The organism is Campylobacter sp. JMF_08 NE1 (genome assembly GCF_027737875.1).
Taxonomy (GTDB): Bacteria; Campylobacterota; Campylobacteria; order Campylobacterales; family Campylobacteraceae; genus Campylobacter_B.
This window is the reverse complement of the sequence record NZ_JAOVUC010000005.1, coordinates 1-19,431: the sequence shown is the minus strand read 5'-3', so window position 1 is coordinate 19,431 and position 19,431 is coordinate 1. Positions and strand designations below refer to the sequence as shown.

Here is a 19,431-nt window from a genome sequence, read left to right as displayed (position 1 = left end):
AATTTATTTTGGAAAATATTTATTACATTTTGTTTTCTGGGGTGCTGTTTTTTATATCGTTTAATATAGAAACTAATTTAAAAAACACCGAATATATCGAAGGAAAAGTAACATCTATCGGGGATATAGCGGTAAAAAATTTTAGAGATCAAGTTTTATCGCCTAGAAAATATTACAATGTCTGCATTAAAAATAACGCTGGGAATAGCTGTATTAAGGTCGTAGAGCCAAATTTAGGATTTGAGCCGATAGTTAGTTATTTGAGCAAAAATAATTATTTTTTTACATTTTGGGTAAAAAAGGAAAGTTTTGGCGATGTTTATAAAATTTACAAAGCGCTTGTTTATGAAGACGAGCAGAAAACAAAAATTCTAAAATTTTATAGTGGAAAAGACGCCCAAATCGTAAAATTTTCACAAAAAGAGCTTCGATTATACAAAAATTTTACCTTATTTTTGGCGATTGCGTTTTTGTGGTTTGTATTTAAAAGAAGAAAGTTAGTTCGAAATTGGTTATAAATTATTTTCGCCACGCTGCTTTTAAAATTTGAAGCAAGTATCGTAGGGTGGGCGTTTCGCTCGCCACAATGAGAAAACAGAACTAAAATTCAAAGCTCCTTAAAACCGCCAAAACCAAATTTTACCTAAATTTATTCGGATTTAAGCCGCCGATTCGTGTGCCTTTGGCTGTTTTGTTCGCGCCGGTTTCGTCTGTGTATGTGAAACTCGCATCGCGCATTGATTTCATCGTGGCTTGATTGTGCGCTAGTTCGCACGCATTTGACGCACCCGCACTCATACCATCTATGCGCACCCAAGCGCCTGTGTATTCGCTCACGCCGTAAGTTAGGGCGTAGCAAGGTTTGTTTTTGACTCTGATGTGCATTGACACGCTACCGCCGTTAGCTAGGCACGAGCCGTTGCCCGCGTGCGCGCCACCAGCGGCTGAGCTAAATGTGGCGACATTGCTCATAAAATTTGGATTGTTGCTAAGACAGCCGTTTGCGTTGTAGTAGTTTGTGATATCGCTAGTAAGGGTCTTTATATTTGTCATCAATCGCACGATTTCAGCATCGTCCCTGCTAGCGTTCATTCTAGGCAGAGCGATACTAGATAAAATTCCCAAAACAACGATAACAAAAACAAGTTCGATCATAGTAAAAGCGTTTTTCATAACCTGCTCCTAGCTAAATTTTGGGTGATTATACAAAAATTTGAAAAATAAAAAAAGAGTAGGGCGCGTTTGCGCCCATAAATTTAGATTTTTGGAATTCTGATTTTTTGACCTGGATAGATTAGGTTTGCGTCTTTGATGACCTCGCGATTGGCCTCGAAAATCACAGGGTATTTGTTAGCATCGCCGTAGAATTTCTTAGCGATTTTTGAAAGGTTGTCGCCTTTGACGATAGTGTAGTAGTTCTCTTCGCTATCTTCATTGACGCCTTCGATTTCTACGCTTGAAATTCCATTTACATTTCCTGCGATTAGAGCGGCTTTTTCAAGAGTTTCTTTGTCGGCGTTTCCGCTTACTTTAACGACATCGCCCTCGATTTTGACATCTAAGCCCTCGATTGGGGTAGAAGAGAGGTTTTTGGTAATCTCGTCTTTGACATTTTGCTCGTCGTTTCCGATACCAAGTAGCTTTTTACCAGCATTTGCAACAAATGAAAGTAATCCCATTTTTTCTCCTTTGATGAAAAATAAAATGTGATTTTAACGCAAGATAGTAAATATTTGAAAAAATGAAAATTTGTGATTATTGTCTGTGCGTATGCAAAAATGCGAAGCATTTCCGTAAAAATAAAACCAGCTAAATTTTAAAAAGCAACGCTTTTTAAAATTTAGCCACTTCTAAGGTTTTACAGGGGTGGGGGTTGGTAAGGGGGAGGGTAGCGTCTCCTAAAAAGCGCGCCCTCCCCCTTACAAAGAATTTCAAAATTTCGCCTAAAATTTAAAAAATCGTTCAATGCAAAATTTGGGTTGAATTTTGAATTTAAATTTTTCTGGATTGCTTCGAAAACTTCGTTTTCTCGCAATGACAGCAAATTTAGCGTAAAGAATTTTAAAGTCGTAGATTGCTTCGCTTTCTGCGAAAGCTCGCAATGACAGATTAAAGCAATTTAGTGTCAAATTTTAAATTTGACACTAAATTTGCAAATTTTACTTTTGGGTAGCGATATTGCCTTTTAGCTCTTCGAGTTTTGCGATACGGTCGCTTGTGCTAGGGTGCGTGCTAAAAAGCTGAGAGAAATTCGCCTTAATCCCGCTAAATGGGTTTATGATAAACATGTGCGCAGTCGATCCCGTCGCAGAGTGCATGCGGTAGTTTTTGGCGTAATTATCCAGCTTGGATAGAGCAGAAATCAGCCACTCAGGGTGCCCTGTAAGTGCGGCTGCACCGGCGTCTGCTTTGAATTCTCTGGTGCGCGAGATCGCCATTTGGATTACGCTAGCAGCTAGTGGCATTATCACTGCGCCGATAAGCAAGAAAACGCCGTTTGCGCCACCGCGATTTTGCGAGTTTGAGCCTGCAATCGCGCCAAATTTGGCGAAATTCGCTAGCATTGCGATTGCGCCTGCAAACATCGCTGCGACCGAGCCGATTAGGATATCGTAGTGATTAACATGGCTTAGCTCGTGAGCTAGCACGCCCTCGATTTCTTGCGGGCTCATTAGATTTAGCAGGCCTTGTGTAACGGCGACTGCGGCGTTGTTTGGGTTGCGACCTGTGGCGAAAGCGTTTGGAACTTGCTCGTTGATGATATAGATTTTTGGCATTGGTAAATTTGCCTTAGCGCAAAGGCGATCGATTATGTCGTATAACATAGGCTGACTCTCGGCCGTAACTGGCGTAGCGCGGTAGTGTTTCAAGACTAGTTTATCGCTGAAAAAATAGCTGAAAAAATTCATACCGCACGCCACGACAAACGCCATAATCATACCCTTTTGTCCGCCAATTAGGCTGCCGACGAACATAAAAAGTAGCACTAGCCCGCTCATTAGCAGGGCGGTTTTTATTTTTTCCATATATCCTCCTTGGATAAATTTTTCGCACTGATTTTTGTGTCTAAATTTTTGATTTTTCCGCCTAAATTTTTGGTTAGACCGATTAGACCTTGCGGATTGATATGTGGCAGGTGAAATTTGCGTCCGCCCGCAAAAAGCCCGCTTAAAAAGGATTTTGGGCGGTTTGCGATGGCTTCTTTGAAAACCACGGCGTCGATTCCAAGCTCGGCAAGCTGTTTTAGAGCGCGAGTGGAGCTGATAAACATCGCGATTTTGGCGTCAAAAAGATAGTCGTTGGCTAGCTTTTGCGCGAGTGGGGCGGTTTTTTTATTTACGATGATAAACCTCGCACCTGCGCCGTTTGCGAGCAAAATTTCGTTTAGGTTGTTTGTAATGACGCTGAAATTTTTCTCCGTGCTTTTGGCTAGCGAGATTAATTTAGGATCAAATTTAAAGAGCAAATTATCGTATCTGAAAACCTCGTCTGTGTGTTTGATAGCGTAAAACGGCTCGTAATCAACCAATTCATGCCCTAGAATAATCATTTTTTTTCCTTTATTTTTGCCAAGCAAGATTTGCAAATTTGGCGAGAATTATGCGAGATAAGCGCGCCTTGCTCGTAGTATGTCCCGCACTCATCGCAAGGCATTAGCGCTGTTGGCTCTTGTTCGCCCTTTGTGTCTGTGCTCTCGCCCTTTTTGGCGCGAAATTTCGGCACGATTAAAAAATAAATTAACGCAATAATTATCGCTAATGATAAAAGTTTTCCCATTTTTGGCCTCTTAAATTGGTTTTGAAATTTCACTTATTAAAAGATAATTTCTATTCTCTTCGTTAAAAACTTGCGTCTTTGCGCCTGCGAATTTTACCCTAAATTCGGTGATTTCATCATCTACGCTGCTACCTTTATAGAGCAAAAAGTGCGTATTGCTATCATAAAATCCATCACAAATTTCGACTAAATTTTTCGTTTTCATCACAGCTCTTGAAGTTATCAAATCAGCCCTAAATTTTAGCGAATTTTCGATTTTTTCTCTATGAATTTCGACATTTTTTAGCCCCAAATTTACCTTAGCGTAGGTCAAAAACGACGCTTTTTTGGCGATTGGCTCGTATAAATGCCATTTCGTGTGGTTTAAAACCATAGCCAAAAATATCGCCGGAAACCCAGCCCCGCTACCGATGTCAATGGCGATTTTAGGGTATTTTGGGATAAATTTCACCCCGCCAATACTATCGGCGATAATTTCGCTTAAATCATCGTAATTCGTAAGGCTGTGGATTGCGTTAAATTTACGCAGACACTCGCCAAATTTAGCGCACTTTTCGTCGAAATTTTCAGGCAAAATCAAATTCACAGCAAATGCCCCATTTTATCTTTTTTTGTTTTCAGATAATTCTCGCTAAATTCGTTAGCTTTAATGATAATCGGTATGCGCTCGACGATCTCCACACAATGTAAATTTGATAGCTTTTCAGGGTTGTTTGTGAGTAAATTTATCTTTTTGATTTCATAGTGTTTTAGGATAAAATCCACGATTTCGTAAGTTCGCTCATCTGCCTTGAAACCTAGCTGATGATTTGCCTCGATTGTATCAAATCCCTTATCTTGGAGCGCGTAGGCGTTGATTTTATTTAAAAGCCCGATATTTCGCCCCTCTTGGCGCAGGTATATCACCATACCGCCGTTTTTTTCTATGTATTTTAGGCTCTCTTCGAGTTGGTCACGGCAGTCGCATTTTAGGCTTCCGATTGCATCTCCTGTGAGGCACTCGGAGTGGATTCGCACATTTACGATTTCATTTAACGGCATTTTTGCGATTACTAAGTGTTCTTTTTCGTTTTCTTTGAAGGACTGCACCTTAAATTTACCGAAGCGTGAGGGCAAATTTGCAATCTGCGAAATTTGAATATTCATATAAAATTTACTCCATTTGTGATATTATAAATCGATGATTTTACCCAAAAAAGGAAAAACAATGTTTAAACGATTTAGAAGAGTGCGCATAAATCCCGTAGTAAGGGAGCTTGTGCGCGAAACTTCGTTAGAGATGAGAAATTTTATTTACCCGCTTTTTGTCGTTCCTGGAAAAGGTGTCAAAAACGAGATAAGCTCTATGCCAGGCGTATTTCAGCTGAGTTTGGACGAAATTTTAAAAGAGTGCGAAATTTTATCAAATTTGGGAATTAATAAAATTTTGCTTTTTGGAATTCCAGAAATCAAAGATAGCATTGGCTCTGACGCGCTTAGCGATGATGGCATAATCGCCACTGCGCTTCGCGCGATTAAGGATAAATTTCCAAAATTTATGGTGATTACGGATTTGTGCTTTTGCGAATACACTGACCACGGACACTGCGGGATACTAGATCATGTTCATCAAACCGTAAATAACGACGCCACGCTTGAAATTTCAGCCAAACAAGCCCTAATCCACGCCAAAAACGGCGCTGATATGATAGCTCCAAGCGGTATGATGGACGGCATAATCACCACTTTACGCTGCGCACTTGATAGCAATGGATTTGAAAATTTACCGATTATGGCGTATTCGACGAAATTTGCGAGCGGGTATTACGGGCCGTTTCGCGATGTAGCGGAGAGCGCGCCTAGCTTTGGCGATAGAAGCTCGTATCAAATGGATCCAGCAAACCGCCTAGAAGCGATAAATGAGAGTTTAGAGGACGAGGCGCAAGGCGCTGATATTTTAATGGTAAAACCAGCACTTGCGTATTTGGATATAATCCGTGATTTGCGCGAGCGCACTTTGCTTCCGATTTGTGCGTATAATGTCAGTGGCGAATACGCGCTTTTAAAAGGTGGAGCGAAGCTTGGATTGATCGATTATGAGCGGGTTTTAATGGAGACTATGATAAGCATAAAACGCGCAGGAGCAGATATGATAATCTCATATCACGCAAAAGAAATAGCTGAGCTTTTGCGTAAATTTAGCTAAATTTAGGAGTGAATATGCGACATTTTTTGACTTTTGAAGATTTTAGCAAAGATGAAATTTTTGAAATTTTGCGCCTTGCGGCTGAGATTAAAAAAGAAGCCAAAGCGAAGGATTACAAGCCGTATCTAAAAAACCAAACCCTAGCAATGATTTTTGAAAAAAGCTCGACTAGAACGCGCGTGAGCTTTGAGACTGGTATGTATCAGCTAGGCGGACAAGCGCTGTTTTTAAGCTCGAAAGATATTCAACTAGGTCGTGGCGAGCCTGTGAGGGATACTGCGCGCGTGATTTCTAGCATGGTCGATATGGCTATGCTTAGGGTTTATAAACAAAGTGATTTGGAGGAATTTGCCAAATACTCAGCCGTGCCTGTGATAAACGGCCTTAGCGACTATCTCCACCCAGTGCAGTTAATCGCGGATTATCTTACTATGCAAGAGCGTGCTAGTGGGGACTGCGTCGCGTATATCGGGGACGGAAACAATATGGCGCATACTTGGATTTCGCTGGCTTCGATTTTGGGATTTGAGCTTAGAATCGCTACGCCAAAGGGCTATGAGGCTGACGCTTCTATCGTAGCACAAGCCGAGAAAAACGCCAAAATTTCAGGGGCAAAAATCATCTACACTCACGATCCGCGCGAGGCAGTCTGTGGCGTAGATGTCGTTACGACTGATACTTGGGTTTCAATGGGACAAGAGAGCGAAAAAGAGCGCAAAGTTAAGCTCTTCGAGGGATTTTGCGTAGATAAAGATATGATGAGCCTAGCTAAAAAAGATGCTATTTTCTTGCATTGCTTGCCAGCGTATCGCGGATACGAGGTCAGCGATGAGATTATAGAAGCTCATGCGGGCGATGTTTTTAGCGAGGCTGAAAACAGACTGCACGGTCAAAAGGGCGTAATGGTATGGCTAGATAGACACAGAGGTAATTAAGTGGAAAAAAACGACAAAGCATTAACAAAAATTGATCAAATCAATGAATTTTTCGGTATCGAGGACGCTAATAGCACGGTTTTTGAGATTTCGCACGACCCTGGGACAAACGAAAAAAAACTAACACTAAAAAAGGGTTCATGGAGCGACGAGGAGCCGTGGTTTGGGATAGATGAGAGTGGCGAATTGCACACAATGGTATCTTTAAAATCGCTAAATAATCTAATCCAAGTCGCAAAAGGGGCGATTGCAGAGAATTTCAACCTAAAATTAGAGCGCTCGATTTTACAGCAAGCCCCAGTGGATTTTGGCGATGCGTGGATCGTGTGCATGGACGAGATCCGCAAAATCACGAGCGAAAACCCAAGCATAAAAAAGATAAATTTAGATTTGGACGCCATAGTTTCGCGCGTGAAGCAATCACACCCAAATTTATTTATAGATATCGAAGAGTTAGTAAGGAGCAGAAATGGCAAACATTGATTTTGACGCGTATGCTAAATTTTCGCGCCCAGGACCGCGCTACACGAGCTATCCCACTGCGCTAGAATTTAGCCAAAATTTCAGCTATGAGCAGTATATAAACGAGCTAAAAACCCAAGACAAAAACGCTCCACTTTCGCTTTATTTTCACATGCCGTTTTGCCGTTCGGCGTGCTATTTTTGTGGCTGTAATGTCATCTACACTGGCAAACGCGATAAAATGGACAGGTATTTAGACTACATAGATCGCGAAATGGATATTTTGTGCGAGCATTTAGACGCTAGCAGGATTGTTACGCAAATGCACTTTGGTGGTGGCACACCGACATATTTCGACGCCGAACAACTTGATCGCCACATAAAAAACATAAAAAAACATTTTAAAAATTTCAGTGCTGACGCTGAGATTAGCTGTGAGATTGACCCTAGATTTCTTACGCAGCAGCAGCTTGATGTGCTTATCTCGCATGGATTTAACCGCATAAGTTACGGCGTGCAGGACTTCAACGAGCGCGTGCAAAAAGAAATCCATAGAATTCAGCCTTATGAGCTGACAAAAAGCGTAATGGATATGGCGCGAAAGGCTGGGATAAAGTCGATTAATATGGATTTGATTTATGGTTTGCCATATCAAAATTTAGCGACTTTCCAAGAAACGCTAAATTTAGCCCTTAGCCTTAATCCAGATCGTTTTGCGATATTTAATTACGCCCATGTTCCATGGATAAAAAAATCAATGCGAAAATTTGACGAAAGCACGCTTCCTGCGCCAAAAATCAAGCTTGAAATTTTAAAATTTACCCATGATTTTTTGACCGCTAATGGATACGAGCCAATCGGCATGGATCACTATTCTAAGCCAAGCGACGAGCTTCATGCTGCGCTTAAAGACGGCACGCTTCATAGAAATTTCCAAGGCTACACCACAAAAGGTGGCGCGGATTTGATTGGCATTGGGCTAACAAGTATCGGCGAGGGTGCGCGGCATTATGCGCAAAATTTCAAAGATATGGCGCCTTATGAAGAGGCGATTGATAGCGGTAAATTGCCGTTTTTCAAAGGAATTTTGCTAAATAGCGAGGATTTGCTTCGCAAAGATGTGATAATGGGTCTAATGGCGAATTTCAGGGTAAATATCAAAGAGATTGAAGCCAAACATAATATTAAATTTTTCGAGCATTTTGCAAATTCTCTAAAAGAGCTTGAATATCTTAAAGATTTTGTGAAAATTTCAGACGATGAGCTTAGCGTAACGCCGACTGGAACGCTTCTAATCCGCAATATCGCAATGTGTTTTGATGAGTATATGCACAAAAATTTGGGCGAGAAAAAATTCTCAAAAACGGTGTAAAAAATGTATGATTTCAAAACCCTAAGCGATAAATGCGTAAAATGTGGCAAATGTATTCCAGCCTGCACGATTCATAATATCAATAGCGACGAAGTTACCAGCCCACGCGGGTTTTTGGACCTGCTTGGTGCGGTCGAGCGGGGCGAACTCGAACTCGATAAAAATATGAAAAATATCTTTGAGAGCTGTTTTTTATGCACGAGTTGCGTCGATGTGTGCAACGACTCCCTGCCTACCGATACCGCGATTGAAAACATGCGCCACAAAATCGCGCAAAAATTTGGCATAGCGTGGTATAAAAGGGCTGCGTTTTGGTTTTTAAGCCACCGCAGAGTTTTGGATTTGGCAGCTAGGCTAGGGTATTTTTTCGTGCCGTGTGCCTTTAAGACGCAAAAAGACAGCGAACGCGGAAATACGATGAAACCGCGATTTTCGGTGCCGATGATGAGCGTGGAGCGCACACTGCCTAGCTTAGCGAAAAAAAGCTTTATGAACTCGCACGCCGAGTTTATCGACAATGGCGGAAGCAAAACTATCGGGCTTTTTATCGGCTGTATGGGAAACTACGCATATACTGGCATTGGCGAAGCGTTTTTGAAAATCGCAAAAGAGCTTAAAATCAATGTGAATTTGATGAAAAAGCAAGCCTGCTGTGGTGCGCCGCAGTATTTTACTGGGGATTTTGGCTCTGTGGAGAAAAATGCGAAATTTAACATAGAGTATTTTGAAAAAATGCTAGCTAATCTCGATGCTATCGTTGTGCCAGAGGCGACATGCTCTGGTATGCTAAAAGTCGATTATGTGCATTTTTTCGAGGGCGATTCGCATTGGCAAGAGCGCGCAAAGGCTGTGGCGAGTAAAATTTATCTAGCGACGGAGTATTTTGATAAATTTACAAATTTAAAAGAAATTTTATCAGAGCGCGGAAAAATAGGGCAAATCACCTACCACGATCCGTGCCACTCACGCAAAATGCAAGGAATTTGGCGCGAACCGCGAAATTTGCTCTCGCAAAATTACGAAATAATCGAAATGCCAAACGCCGATCAATGCTGTGGATTTGGCGGTGTAACAATGCAGAGCGAAAAATATCATCTCTCGCGCAAGGCTGGCTTAGACAAGGTCGCCTCGCTCAAAGATAGCCCCCTAAAAATCGTAAGTGCGGAGTGTAGCGCGTGCAGAATGCAGCTAAATAACGCCTTTGGCTTAGCGCAGATCGATATGAAATGCGTAAATCCGTTAGAACTGATTGCTAGGGCGTTGGGGTAGTCTGGGTTAAATCTAAATTTAACCCCAAATTTCAATCTTCGTAGGCGTTTTCTTCTGCTTCTGGCTCTTTTGGGCTGTTTTCTTGGATTAGCATGCGGTTGGTTTCGATCTGTTTTTTTAGCTCGTCGTAGTTGCTCTCGGCTTGGTTTAGTCGCTTTTCTAGCGCTGTGATGCGCTTTTCGGAACGAGAAATAAAATAATACACCACATAAATCATAAATATAACGATAATCCAAGGAACGATTTTCATCTTTTTACCTTTTTGTAAATTTCAAAGCGTGATTATAGCATAAGTTAAATTTACCAAAATTTTAACTTTTAATTGCTTGGTTTTAAGGCGAAAAAGATACAATATAAGCTTTATTTTTAGGTAATGGACAATGAAAAAGATAATGGGCAAAACCAAAGATAGTCGCGAAAATATCGCCATTAGACTTCTTAAATTTATGCAATTTGCGTTTTTGGGCGAGAGCTTTCGCGAGAAAGATTTGCAAAGCGAATTTGGCGTAGATGTTCGGACGATACAGAGGGATTTGAAGGCGCTTAGAGCGTATGGATTTGAGTTTGAGACCAAAAACGGTGTAACTCACGCAAACTGCGTTGGGGGGGGGTTTCTAGATACCTGCTCGCTTAGCCTAGCACGAAATTTAGGCATTAGCGAGATTTTCCCTAGCTTTGGAAGCGAGGAAATCACAGACCTGCTAAACGGCGTTTATAAAATCGACGCCAAATTTGACAAATTTGCCCCAAATTCCACGCTCAAAAGGGATTTTGAGGAGATTTGCTACGCTATCAAAAATCACAATATTTTAAATTTCACTTACTCGGGCAAGGAGCGCACCGCAAAGCCTTATGCCTTTATTTTTCGTCTTGGGGTGTGGTATGTGCTATGCGATGAAATGGGCGTTTTAAAGACATTTACATTTGAGAAAATTTCAAATTTAGATGTTTTGGAGCAAACCTTTTCGCCAGAAATCAAAAAACTAGCCCAAATCAAAGAAAATAAAAATCACTGGTTTTCATCTAGTCCCATAAATGCGAGATTGCGTGTGGATAATACTGCGCTTGCATACCTTGGGCGCAAAAAATTTTTCATCACACAAAATTTTATTGATAAAAACGACAAATTCGCCATACTCGCCGTAACTGCGGCGTTTGAAGATGAAATTTTAAATTTCGCCAAGCTTTATCTACCCTATGTCAAAATCATTGAACCGCCAAATTTACAAAGTAAATTTGAAAAAATTTTGCAAGATTATCTAAAAAATGGCGGAAATTTATGAGAAACGACAAACCCTGTCGCAGCCATTTCGTAAAATACCATAAATTTTTTACGAAAGGATGAAAAATGTGGAAGTTTTTCTTAGGTTTAGGCGTAGGTGCGATAGCAGGAGTAGGTGCGTTAGCGTATGTCAAAAGTAGGTGCGAAGAAGATGACGAATTCGCCGAAAAAGTCGATGATGTCATAGAGAGCGTTTGTGATGGTTTCGAGAGCGTGAAAGACGCCATAGAAAGCACGGCTTCAAACATTTCTGAGGTTATTGACGAAAAGTGCGAAGCCATAGACGAAGCTTTTGGTTGGGGCAAGAAAAAGAATAATGCGTTTCTGGGAGCTGATATTTGCAAACGATATTTAAATGTGAGAGAAATTTAAAAAACAAGGAGAAAGATATGGATTTGGGAATTTTTGATGAAAGCGCGGTAGTCGGTGGTGTAAGTGGTTTTGTAGATACGGAGGCGACGCTTAGCGAGCTTGATGAGAGTTTAGATGATTTGAGGCAGAGATTGGCTGATATATCTGAGGAGGCTGAGGAGTTTGGCTGCACTGGCGGATATGACAAGACAAATCTACAAAGCGAGTGGGCAAAAAACGCCCCAGAACTCATTAGACAATGGGATTTGGAGGTGAATTTGATAATCGCGCTTTGTGAATTTGCAATCAAAGAAATCGATGAGAAAAGTGCGAAACTCGAACAAGCCAAGGAGGCTATGGACGATAATGATGAGCTATGCGATAAAATCGATGAAAAGCTAGATAGTGGCGAAGATTTAAAATATGAATTTGAAGATATTTTATCTGACGCTAGGGATTTGCAAAAAACGCATGATGAGAAAAATGAAGTGAAAATCGAAGTGCCAAGGGTAAATACTGGAAGTCAAATTGGCGGTGTCTTGGGTCTCGTAAAAGACATGCTTGTGGGAGATAAACCATTTCCTCGCTCTTAGAAATCGTAGGCTAATGTGCGAGTGAAAATTTGCGAATTTGCAAAATTTCTAAATTTGCGAATTTCACTCGCCAAAAGCCTTTAAATTTCGCTAAACAAGTCCGCTAAATGCGGGTTGGTTTAGTCAAATTTTATAAAAGGATTAAGATGAGTATCGACGAAAAAAGAAAACTTGTAGAAAAACTAAAAAATTTGCAAGATGAAAAGCCGATTGTTTTGTGTATGGGGATTTATAATAGTGGCAAAAGTTCGCTTTTAAATGCTTTGATAGATGATTTTGAAAACGAAACTTTTAAAGTAGCCGACAAGCGAGAAACGCTAGAAACCAAAAGCGTGGAGCATAGGGGCATTATTTACACAGATACTCCCGGGCTAAATGCTACGCTAAATGATGATGAAAAGGCTCTTGGCGATGAGTTTATGTCCGATGTGAATATATTTTTGCACTCTTTATCTGGTGGTGAGCTGAAAAAAGATGAGATAGGCTATTTGCATAGTCTGATAAATGAGCTAAATAGCGTTAAATCGTTTTTTGGTAAGACAATCTTTGTCATAAATCATATAGAAGAAAAAAGCGATGATGATATTCAAAGAGCCATAGAAAAAATAAAAGAGCAAATTCAAAGTGAATTTGGTGCAAATGCGAAAGTTTTTAGCATAGAAACTTTAAGTTATGTTGATGGGAATTTGCAAAACGATACAGAGCTAATAAAATGTAGTGGTATAAATGAGCTAAAAGAGCAGATAAATACAATGTGCAGACCAGATAAAATTTATGAAAATAGGGAAGCAAGACTAGAAAAAGCCGTAAAAATTCTGATTTTGGCACTGCAAGAAAAAATCGACGAAAATAATAAAGCTGTGCAAAATATAAAAGAACAAGAAGCTCAAATTTTAAAAAGAGTGGAAGAAGCAAATCAAACTATACAAAATATGAAAGCGAGATTAAGATAATGGCGTGGTCTTTGCTTAAATTTTTGCGTGGAAGCGGTGGCGTCTGTGAGCCAAAAAATGATAAAACTACAAATAACGATGACGAGCCACAGGCAGAAACTAAGAGCAATCATAGCGAACCAAAAGTAGAAAAAAAGAGAAAAGAGTTATCTCATAATGAAAAAATTTACGCAAGTATTAAAGAGTATAAAAAAGGTGTGCTTAACTCAATAAAAAATGATTTTGGAGTTGAAGTAAGGCATTATAATGACAAAGGCGATATATATGCTCTTGGTTTGGTTAATAAACCAAATGTCGCACTTGTAGCTGCATTTTCGAATAATGCAGTCAAAAAATATGAAATGCTTTTTCACGGCATAGATACGAGCTATATAAAGCAAGAAAATGAAAAAATTCGAAAAGAAATTGAAGAGATAAGGAGATTATATAATTAAAAGAAAAATGAGTAAATTTTACTTGTGAAATTTGCTTCATCAAACAAATTTGAAATAGTTTGTTTGATGAAGTAAAAATTTTTTTAAGGAGAAAATATGAAAAATTTACAGGTTAAATACAAATCGTATTTAGATGAAGTTTGTGGGATTTTGCAAGGTATTGGCTTTGATACAACCAAGCAAAAAGAGTTAAGCAAAGCCATTGACGAAGTGCGTTTAATCGCCCCAGTTATCGGTGGATTTAGTGCAGGGAAAAGCACTTTTATAAACTCGTTTTTAAAAAATCAAATTTTATCTGTGGCTATTACACCTGAAACAGCTCTTGCAACAGAGCTTATATATGATAAAAACGAGCGTTTCGAAGCCGTTTTTGATGATGATAAATTTGATAATTTTGAAATTTCAAAAAGCAAATCTATAAATGAAAATTCAGATAAATACGAGTATGTTAAAGCGTTTTTAGATAATGAAAATTTAAAAAATATCGAACCGCTTATTTTAGTCGATATGCCAGGCTTTGACTCTCCTGTATCATTGCATAATAAAGCTATCTTAAACTATCTTTCCAAAGGTAAATTTTTTATAGTTTTAATTAGCGTCGAAGAGGGCGGTATAACAAATAAAGTTATGCGTGAATTACAAAATATCAGTGAGCTTTCAAAAGATTTTATAGTATGTGTAAGCAAAGCAAATTTGCGTTCAGGTGACGATGTAGAGCGTATCAAATCACATATAAAATCACAGCTTCAAGATTATTTTGACTACGATAAAGAAGTCGTTGTTATCGGATTAGATGATGGCGATAATTTGGGCAAAATTTTATCATCAATCGATAGCAAAGAGCTATTTAAAAGTATTGTTTTGCCTGATTTAAAAAGCGATAGTTTTACGATAGAAAGTGCCATTACTACGCAAATAAACACACTTCAAAATGATAAAGAAGCAAGCGATAAAGCCATAAGAGAGTTAGAAAGCGCAGTGGCAAAATTGCAAGATAAAAAAGAAAGTGCTATTGCTGATATTCAGGCTAAATACAGCTCAAACACAGCAGATAGTATCGTCAGAAGCATAGAGCGAGATTTGTATGATAGCGCAGATAATCTAGCAAATTTGGCTGTGAGTGGGGCAGGTTTTGAATCCGAGCTAAATGACATTATCCAAAATACGCTTATTAGGGAGAGTAGAAGAAAGCTAAATTCTATTAGTTCAGATATAGTTGGAGATTTTAAATTTGAATTAAAAGGGCTAAATTTAGCAAATTTTGCCATAGATGATACTTGGCTAGAAAAAGTTTCAAGTGGCATAGAAAGTTTATTAAACAATGCTATGGGTGGTTTAAATTCATTAAGCACAACTATGAAGGAAAATGCTGAAAAAGCAGGTAGGGTCTATAAGGCTCTTACTACTATTTTAAGTATTGCGACAAATGTTGTAAATCCTGTTTTAGAACTTGTAGTTGTATTCTTACCAGAAATTATTTCATTTTTTACAAAAAATAGTAAAAAAGATGAGATAAAAAATCAGATTATTTCAAGCGTGATACCAAAAATCAAAGGCAGATTAAAAGATGAAATTAATGCTGTTTTTGGCGAACAGATTTCAAATATCGTTGCGGCTGCAAGCGATGAATTTGAAGCTCAATTAACACAAAAAAGAGATGAAATCGCAAAAGCCGTATCTTTAAGAAGTGAAAATGCCAATGAAATAGAAAATAAAATTTCAGCCCTAAAAGATGCGAAAGAGAGACTTGCAAGGCTATCAAGCGAGAATTTGTATTAGAAGTGGCATTGTTTGCAAATTTTTTCAATGAGAATTTGCAAACTTAATTTAATCAAAAAAGGAAGATTTATGGATATAGTAAAATTAACACAAAATTTAGAAAAAGTCATTGAAAAATACAGTATCGATACTAGCAAAGTTATAGATTTATCGCTAGAAAAAAGCGAAAAACTAGCAAAACGAATAGCTGAAATAAACGATGAAAATAGATTGCTTAAAATAGGTATTATCGGTCGTGTCAAAGCAGGAAAAAGCTCACTTTTAAACGCTTTGTTTTTTGACGGAGAAGACATTTTACCAAAAGCCGCTACACCGATGACGGCGGCTTTGACTGTGCTAAGGTATGATACTGCACCAAAAGCTGAGATTGAATTTTATGATGAAGATGATTTAGAGACAATCAAAACAAGTGCTAGTGAGTATGATAAAAAATTTAAAGACGAATATGAAAAAGCGTTTAAAAATTTACAAGACATAGCACAAAAAAAGGGACAGCTGATAGATAAAAAAGATATTGAAGAAAGAGCACAAAGAAGCGCTAAAAGAGTTTTAGATGAAAATAAAACATTATGCGCTTATAAAGAACAACAAGTTATGCTAGAAAACTCGAATTTATCTTTTTCATCTCTTAAAGAAAGTAGCCAAATTAGTGCTGATACTATGGCGGAATTAAAAGAAAAATTGAAAGATTATGTCGGGGCAGATGGCAAATTTACAGCTTGGACAAAGTCTGTCATACTCTATATAAACAACGAAAATTTAAAAAATGTCGAAATCATTGACACCCCGGGCGTCAATGATCCGATAGTTTCGAGAGAAGAACGCACAAAAGAGTTTTTAAAGGGTTGCGATGTCGTGTTAATCGTAAGTTCGGCAGGACAATTTATGAGCAATTCTGATATGGATTTATTAGAGAGAATTAGCACAAAAGACGGCATTAGAGAAATTTTAGTCGTAGCTTCGCAAACTGATAATCAACTCTATGGTAGTGAAAAAGAAAAATCGCGTGGTGATTTTGATTTGGCACTACAAAATATAAAAACGACGCTAAATTCACAAAAAAATACAAATTTAACAAATTTTTCAAATTCGCTAAATAGCTTTGAAAAATCGGTTTTTAATATAAATGAAATGCTGAAATCAGATTTAATACTGACTTCAAGTGCCTCTTATGAAATCATTAAAAAATTTGACAACCAAGCAGTGTGGGATGAAAATTTAAAGGTAGTTTGGGCAAATCTAAACAAACATTATGGCGATTATTTTTCTAACAAAGAAAGCGCTTTGTTAAATTTAGATAAATTAAACGGCGTCAAGGCTATAAAGTCTAAATTTGACGGCGTTAAAATAAAAAAAGATGAAATTCTAAAACAACGAAAAGCTGAATTTGAAGAAGTTTGGCACAAAAATATAAAAGCTTTTCAAAACGAGCTAATCAAAGTGCAAGAAAACAAAATAGAAAAAATCAAAAGCACCGATATAAATGAGCTAAATGAAAAAATCAAAAATATGCAAACTATAAAAGACAAGGCTATATCAAATGCGGATATGGCTTATGAGAGTTTGATAGAAGAATTTGGGTTTAATACAAAAAATAGATTGTTTAAACAAATGGATAAATTTTTTAATGCAACCGAAGAAAAGATGGATAGTAGTGAAGGTTCTAGGTCTTATGAAGTTCAGGTTAAGAGAAATTGGTTTATAGATTTATTTTCTAAAAAATATGAAACACGCTACGAAACTACCGTAAGAGCCGGTGCGGTAAGCTCTGCTTTAAATAAGTTTTGTAATGAACTCTCAAATATGACAGAGTTAGAATATGAAAAAAATATTATGGATTTTAAAAAATCGCTTACTAGTAAAATTTTAGAAGCCATAAGATTTGATTCTAGCGTAGATGAGATTTTAGACCTTGATATTATAAAACTAGCCATTATAAATATCGTAAAAAAAGTAGAATTTCCTACTATCGAAAAAGAAGAGCTACCTAAAAATTTAAGAAAAAGTGGAGAGCTTACGGGATACAGCGCCGATAGGTTTTTAGAAGAAGCAAGAGATTTTGTTTATGATTTGCAAAGCAGTGCAAAAGAAAAAATCAAAAATGCCATAGGAGCATTAACGCGAGATTTAAAATCGCAAAATATCGGTAAAAATATATTTGCTAAATATGATGAAGATATAAACGAGCTTAAATCAAACATAGAAAACACTAAGCGAAGTATAGAGAAGTTTAACCAAATCATAATGGAGCTTAAAAATGTGGATAATGCTTGAAAAAACGCACATTAGGCTTATGAAAGAAGCAGATGAGAAATCGTCTGCTAAAATGATAAATTTAGAAAATGAGAGGGAAAAAATGAAGAGTGATTTAGAAAAGTTAAATTTTAAAAACAATCAGAATTTAAAAGATTTGAAAAATTTACAAAGCAGTTACGATGAATTAAATTTAAAACACACGCTAATTTCAGAAATTTTATCATCTAAATTAGAAAATAGTGGTATTAGAAAATTTGATGAAATTTTAAATAACGATTATAGAGATTTTGCCAAAAAAGAAGATACACTAGCCAGCGAAGCAGAACAACTTATAATCTTGCAATCCATAAAAGATGAGCTTATAATGATTGCTAGCTGCAAGGAGCTTTTTGACAAGACTTTATTGCCTGTTGGTGGTGGATTTAGTGCTGGGAAAAGTGAATTTATAAATAGCTTTATGAGTGGTGGCGTAAAACTAGCTAGGTCTATCGAGCCGACAACTGCTATCCCTATGTATATCATAGATGGCAAAAGTGGGATTTTGGGTTATAACAAAACAGGCGGAGTAACAAATTTTGAAAAATCTATAAATTTAAAAAATTCACAAGGAAAAATTGAAAATTTTATAGCAAAATTGACGCATGATTTTATTTCGAAATTGGGCTTCAATTTAAAACAAATTTTACCTTTTATGGTTTTAACAACAGCTATGAAATACAAAAATATCTGTTTTGTCGATACTCCTGGATACAATCCAGCCAAAGTAGGAGCGCAAAGTGATGATAAACAAAGTGCAAAAGAATTTTTAGCTCAATCAAATAAATTTATATGGTTAGTCAGTGCAGAAAGTGGCACTATAACCAATGATGATTTGAATTTTTTAAATGAACTAAATTTGGATAATAAAGAGCTTTATATAGTCGTAAATAAATCTGATTTAAAAAGCGATAGCGATATACAAAATATCATAGAGAAAATTTCAGGCATATTAGATGACAATATGATAGATTTTGTAGGGATTAGTGCTTATAGCTCTTTAAATAAAATCACAGGGTATTATGAAAAAAAATCACTCGATGAATTTCTTGGCGAGTGTGATAAAAAATCAAACAAGCTAAATGAGATTGTAGATAAAATTTATGGTGTTTATAAAGAGTATAGATGTGCAATGGAAACAAGTCTTGACAATAAAAAAGAAATTTTGGACGAATTAAAAAGTATAGGTTTAGATTTTATCGAACAAAGCGGAGATTTTGATAACAAAGCCACAAAAAATCTACAAGAATTTAGTAAATGGGATTATTTCAAATCTGAGTTAGAAAAACAAAATTTAAAAAATTTAGAAAAGGTTATAAATGGCTTTATAGAAGCGATTGGCGAAGTTTTTGGCGAGAAAATAATAGTAAATTTCGATGAACGATATAAAAACGATAATGTAAAAACTCCTAAAAAGAAAAAGAGTGTAAAAAAGGCTGTTTCTGATAAAAAAGAAGTGGAAACAAATGAGGTCGGAAAAGGTTTAAATGGTGTTGTTTCTTTACTATTGGGTAGTGCATTTTTAGGTATGGGTAGGTGAAAAATGAAAAACATCCTTATCCTTTACAACCCATATTTAAAGGCAAATGTCATCGAAGAGCATATAAAAATTTTGCTCAGCAAAGGCAAGGTCGCATTTGGCAAGGTCAGAGCCAAGGATAGGGATATGCAAAATTTAGATGAAGACGCCCTAAACGAAATTTATAATAGCACGAACGCAAATGCCTATTTCCAGCTGTTTTTGAGT

General features: G+C 37.5%; 22 protein-coding genes and 1 pseudogene. 15 read left to right on the top strand and 8 right to left on the bottom strand.

Annotated elements, in window-relative coordinates:
• Positions 1-8 precede the first annotated feature (8 nt).
• Positions 9-518, top strand: a complete 510-nt coding sequence (locus OFN91_RS05185) for a hypothetical protein (RefSeq protein WP_270873510.1) — start codon at positions 9-11, stop codon at positions 516-518.
• Positions 519-639: 121 nt separating this feature from the next.
• Here the strand turns inward: OFN91_RS05185 and OFN91_RS05180 are convergent, their stop codons facing one another.
• The 7 genes from OFN91_RS05180 to ribA all read right to left on the bottom strand — a co-directional run bounded on the left by OFN91_RS05180 (position 640) and on the right by ribA (position 4,923).
• Complete coding sequence (locus tag OFN91_RS05180) at positions 640-1,173, bottom strand: type II secretion system protein (RefSeq protein WP_270873509.1); 534 nt, start codon at positions 1,171-1,173, stop codon at positions 640-642.
• 83 nt (positions 1,174-1,256) lie between these two features.
• Positions 1,257-1,679: a peptidoglycan-binding protein LysM gene (lysM, locus tag OFN91_RS05175; RefSeq protein ID WP_270859298.1), complete on the bottom strand. Its 423-nt coding sequence runs from the start codon at positions 1,677-1,679 to the stop codon at positions 1,257-1,259.
• 480 nt (positions 1,680-2,159) lie between these two features.
• Entirely contained in the window at positions 2,160-3,026 is an 867-nt protein-coding gene (htpX, locus tag OFN91_RS05170; RefSeq protein WP_270873508.1) for a zinc metalloprotease HtpX, read from the bottom strand.
• Positions 3,014-3,550 carry a hypothetical protein gene (locus OFN91_RS05165; protein WP_270873507.1) on the bottom strand — a complete coding sequence of 179 codons (537 nt, stop codon included), beginning with the start codon at positions 3,548-3,550 and terminating at the stop codon, positions 3,014-3,016. The genes htpX and OFN91_RS05165 overlap by 13 nt, the downstream gene beginning before the upstream one ends.
• Positions 3,547-3,777: a hypothetical protein gene (locus OFN91_RS05160; RefSeq protein WP_270873506.1), complete on the bottom strand. Its 231-nt coding sequence runs from the start codon at positions 3,775-3,777 to the stop codon at positions 3,547-3,549. The genes OFN91_RS05165 and OFN91_RS05160 overlap by 4 nt, the downstream gene beginning before the upstream one ends.
• Before the next feature lie 10 nt (positions 3,778-3,787).
• Positions 3,788-4,363 (bottom strand): 16S rRNA (guanine(527)-N(7))-methyltransferase RsmG, encoded by a 576-nt coding sequence (gene rsmG / locus OFN91_RS05155; RefSeq protein ID WP_442868051.1) that lies wholly within the window; start codon positions 4,361-4,363, stop codon positions 3,788-3,790.
• On the bottom strand, positions 4,360-4,923 hold the full coding sequence (gene ribA, locus OFN91_RS05150) for a GTP cyclohydrolase II (RefSeq protein WP_270872441.1): 564 nt from the start codon (positions 4,921-4,923) through the stop codon (positions 4,360-4,362). The genes rsmG and ribA overlap by 4 nt, the downstream gene beginning before the upstream one ends.
• A 61-nt stretch (positions 4,924-4,984) precedes the next feature.
• On the opposite strand from ribA, the gene hemB reads away from it, so the two are divergent.
• From hemB to OFN91_RS05125, 5 genes are read left to right on the top strand one after another with little or no spacing between them, the layout of a single operon-like run.
• Positions 4,985-5,962, top strand: a complete 978-nt coding sequence (gene hemB / locus OFN91_RS05145) for a porphobilinogen synthase (RefSeq protein ID WP_270873505.1) — start codon at positions 4,985-4,987, stop codon at positions 5,960-5,962.
• Positions 5,963-5,976: 14 nt separating this feature from the next.
• Positions 5,977-6,897, top strand: a complete 921-nt coding sequence (gene argF / locus OFN91_RS05140; protein WP_270873504.1) for an ornithine carbamoyltransferase — start codon at positions 5,977-5,979, stop codon at positions 6,895-6,897.
• On the top strand, positions 6,898-7,380 hold the full coding sequence (locus OFN91_RS05135) for a DUF2603 domain-containing protein (protein WP_270870545.1): 483 nt from the start codon (positions 6,898-6,900) through the stop codon (positions 7,378-7,380).
• Positions 7,367-8,731 (top strand): oxygen-independent coproporphyrinogen III oxidase, encoded by a 1,365-nt coding sequence (gene hemN, locus OFN91_RS05130; protein WP_270873503.1) that lies wholly within the window; start codon positions 7,367-7,369, stop codon positions 8,729-8,731. Before OFN91_RS05135 ends, hemN begins: the two co-directional genes overlap by 14 nt.
• Before the next feature lie 3 nt (positions 8,732-8,734).
• Entirely contained in the window at positions 8,735-10,000 is a 1,266-nt protein-coding gene (locus OFN91_RS05125) for a (Fe-S)-binding protein (protein ID WP_270873502.1), read from the top strand.
• Between the two features lie 31 nt (positions 10,001-10,031).
• On the opposite strand, the gene OFN91_RS05120 is transcribed toward OFN91_RS05125, so the two are convergent.
• Positions 10,032-10,250, bottom strand: a complete 219-nt coding sequence (locus OFN91_RS05120; RefSeq protein ID WP_270859308.1) for a hypothetical protein — start codon at positions 10,248-10,250, stop codon at positions 10,032-10,034.
• A 130-nt stretch (positions 10,251-10,380) separates the two neighbouring features.
• On the opposite strand from OFN91_RS05120, the gene OFN91_RS05115 reads away from it, so the two are divergent.
• From OFN91_RS05115 to OFN91_RS05075, 9 genes and pseudogenes are all read left to right on the top strand, one after another.
• Positions 10,381-11,283 (top strand): helix-turn-helix transcriptional regulator, encoded by a 903-nt coding sequence (locus tag OFN91_RS05115; RefSeq protein WP_270873501.1) that lies wholly within the window; start codon positions 10,381-10,383, stop codon positions 11,281-11,283.
• 65 nt (positions 11,284-11,348) lie between these two features.
• A complete protein-coding gene (locus OFN91_RS05110) occupies positions 11,349-11,654 on the top strand; it encodes a YtxH domain-containing protein (protein WP_270872435.1) in 306 nt (101 codons plus the stop codon).
• Between the two features lie 17 nt (positions 11,655-11,671).
• The gene (locus OFN91_RS05105; RefSeq protein WP_270872434.1) at positions 11,672-12,226 is read left to right on the top strand and encodes a hypothetical protein; all 555 of its coding nucleotides are present in this window, start codon (positions 11,672-11,674) and stop codon (positions 12,224-12,226) included.
• A 146-nt stretch (positions 12,227-12,372) separates the two neighbouring features.
• Positions 12,373-13,179 carry a GTPase gene (locus tag OFN91_RS05100; RefSeq protein ID WP_270872433.1) on the top strand — a complete coding sequence of 269 codons (807 nt, stop codon included), beginning with the start codon at positions 12,373-12,375 and terminating at the stop codon, positions 13,177-13,179.
• Positions 13,179-13,613: a hypothetical protein gene (locus OFN91_RS05095; RefSeq protein WP_270872432.1), complete on the top strand. Its 435-nt coding sequence runs from the start codon at positions 13,179-13,181 to the stop codon at positions 13,611-13,613. The genes OFN91_RS05100 and OFN91_RS05095 overlap by 1 nt, the downstream gene beginning before the upstream one ends.
• Positions 13,614-13,709: 96 nt before the next feature.
• Positions 13,710-15,392 (top strand): dynamin family protein, encoded by a 1,683-nt coding sequence (locus OFN91_RS05090; RefSeq protein ID WP_270872431.1) that lies wholly within the window; start codon positions 13,710-13,712, stop codon positions 15,390-15,392.
• A 69-nt stretch (positions 15,393-15,461) separates the two neighbouring features.
• Positions 15,462-17,666: a dynamin family protein gene (locus tag OFN91_RS05085; protein ID WP_270873500.1), complete on the top strand. Its 2,205-nt coding sequence runs from the start codon at positions 15,462-15,464 to the stop codon at positions 17,664-17,666.
• Positions 17,650-19,224: a dynamin family protein gene (locus OFN91_RS05080; RefSeq protein ID WP_270873499.1), complete on the top strand. Its 1,575-nt coding sequence runs from the start codon at positions 17,650-17,652 to the stop codon at positions 19,222-19,224. Before OFN91_RS05085 ends, OFN91_RS05080 begins: the two co-directional genes overlap by 17 nt.
• Positions 19,225-19,227: 3 nt before the next feature.
• Positions 19,228-19,431 (top strand): annotated as a pseudogene (locus OFN91_RS05075) (HP0729 family protein); the annotation flags it as partial.